Genomic DNA, 2,054 nt, shown 5'->3' with positions numbered 1-2,054 from the left:
GAGAACGAGGTCGGCAGCCTCGCGTTTGAATTCAGGGGAAAAGGTACGGCGTTGTTTGGTCATCTGACACCTCGTTCTGGCGAGCATTCTCGCCTAAATGGGTGTCCGGTTTCATTAGACCACTACAGTCGGCTGGAGCGATATGAAGTCCGCGCTGCGCTATGTTGAGCCTGCGCAACAGTTTGGCGGCCTCATTAGGAAATTTGAAGGCTGATTTCGACTTGAGATTCACTCGCCTGCAGCAAAGGAAATTACTGCACACGGTTACTCACATTTGCAGCAGACCCCGACCTACCAAGGTCGGCGCCGTGATCGAAATTCAAACTGAATGAGCCCAGAAATCAACCTGGGCTCGCCCTAAATAGGGTCAGCCCTGAAGGAGCTAAAGGAAGTCACTCAGCATCAAGCTCGACAGCTTTCTGCTCTAAGTGTTTCTCTTCCCTTCTATAAATTATGTCGCTTATATTAAGGATCTCTTCGGAGTTTTCGTCATATGAGCATAATAGCAAGTTGCGCAATGGGTGATTGGAAATCGCCTGCTTTGAGTTCGGTAGCATCTGGGGATTAGATTCGAACTCCATTTTCAAATAATGGTTCACGCTATTCGCCAGCACGTCCGAGAGAAGGGTCATATGAGAATTCTCACATGTGATTCCAAGCTCTAGCCCTGGGTGGCTTGGAATATTTTCTGCTGTTGCCCGCGAAGAGCAATGAAGCAGCTTGCCTGTAGACTTTTGATAGACCTTGAACTCACGTTTTAACTCACTAGTTCTTAAGAGGGAAAGGTAATCCTCTGATTCGATGAGGAACTTCTTGATTACCCCGGCATCTATGTTGTCAGAGACCACTACTATCTCAACGCCCTCATCTTTGAACTTGTGAACCAAAGCCAGAGCCTTGATCATCAAACCCATAAAAAGCTTTGCATGCAACAGTTCTTTATGGGAGCCGTCCCCGCCTCTGCCCTCACAGAACTCAGATTGATACAGCCCCTCAACATAAATAGCTTCGTATATCCAAGGTATCTCAAGCTCTAAGAAGGCTTGGAATATTACACCTCTAGCCTCGCTTTGATTTAATAGGTCGGTTATGTGCAGCTTTCCAACACCATCAATTGAGGCCAGCCTTTTTTCAAGATGCGCTCTGTATTCACTTAAATAGAGCTCTGGTACAAGGTAACCCGCAATTACTCCAAGCTCACCAGGGTAACGCTCGCGATTGTCAGCATACCCCTTTGCCCCGGATTCATCGATAAACAAATAATGCCTTTTCACATAGTGCTCCATGAATTTTTCGTATTGCAAGCCCAGAGCTATAACGAGCTTCAGAGTAGCCATGAGAATCTTGCTAGCTGTCCGCTTTGTGCAGGAGGTCTCAGCCCCAAGCGTAACACTGACATTATGTTTTACTGCATAGCTATCAGACAGGGGCTGATTAACGTCCGGGCGGAGCCGGAACTCCAAAGCTACCAACGGCACGTCCCACAAGGGCACCGCTCAATCACCAAGATAACCCAAGGCACGCCAGAAAGGTCAGCGCTCTAGGCTCATCGTCGGTCAGAGCGGAAGCGCACATGTGAATGTCTGAGGCATCGCCATGTCAAGCGCTTACTAGCGCCTAGCTGAACCTCGCGCGCAGCCCCATCAGCCATTACATCAACGTGGTGTCTTACGGTTTGCTCCGGCCCTAATCGTTCCCGTAGTCTGGCTCGTACTCGATCTCTCGCTCATCCTGCTCAACGTACTCTTCATCGAAGCCTGCCGCCTTCATAGCCTCGGCACCCTCTAGGTGCAAATCACACGTTGGGCAGTAGAACTCGACGGGTGTGGAGTACCGCTCAACCGTTTCGTAACCACTTTCATGATCCTGCTCGATGACCTCTTCGTGGACACGATCACCCCCTAAGAAGCCTTTGCTTTCACATGCAGTGCGCATTCCACGCCATCCGGCCACCCAGCCCACCAACATCCGGCCACCTATTCCACGCTCATCCGGCCGGGCAGTCGGAGCGCAGCGACGCAGGTTTGCATTGTTAGTCTGAAGTCTCTGTCGCC

2 protein-coding genes are annotated in these 2,054 nt (G+C 50.2%); both read right to left on the bottom strand.

Annotated elements, in window-relative coordinates; all coding sequences use genetic code 11:
• Positions 1 to 392 precede the first annotated feature (392 nt).
• The gene (locus tag INT12_RS30335; RefSeq protein WP_193059164.1) at positions 393 to 1,487 is read right to left on the bottom strand and encodes a hypothetical protein; all 1,095 of its coding nucleotides are present in this window, start codon (positions 1,485 to 1,487) and stop codon (positions 393 to 395) included.
• A 199-nt stretch (positions 1,488 to 1,686) separates the two neighbouring features.
• Positions 1,687 to 2,054: hypothetical protein (locus INT12_RS30330; RefSeq protein ID WP_226926381.1), on the bottom strand; the 368-nt coding region annotated here is incomplete at its 5' end.

Source organism: Pseudomonas sp. K8, assembly GCF_014889455.1.
In the GTDB taxonomy this organism is placed as follows: Bacteria; Pseudomonadota; Gammaproteobacteria; order Pseudomonadales; family Pseudomonadaceae; genus Aquipseudomonas; species Aquipseudomonas veronii.
Note: the sequence above shows the minus strand (reverse complement) of the source record. Positions and strands in the feature narration are given on the sequence as shown.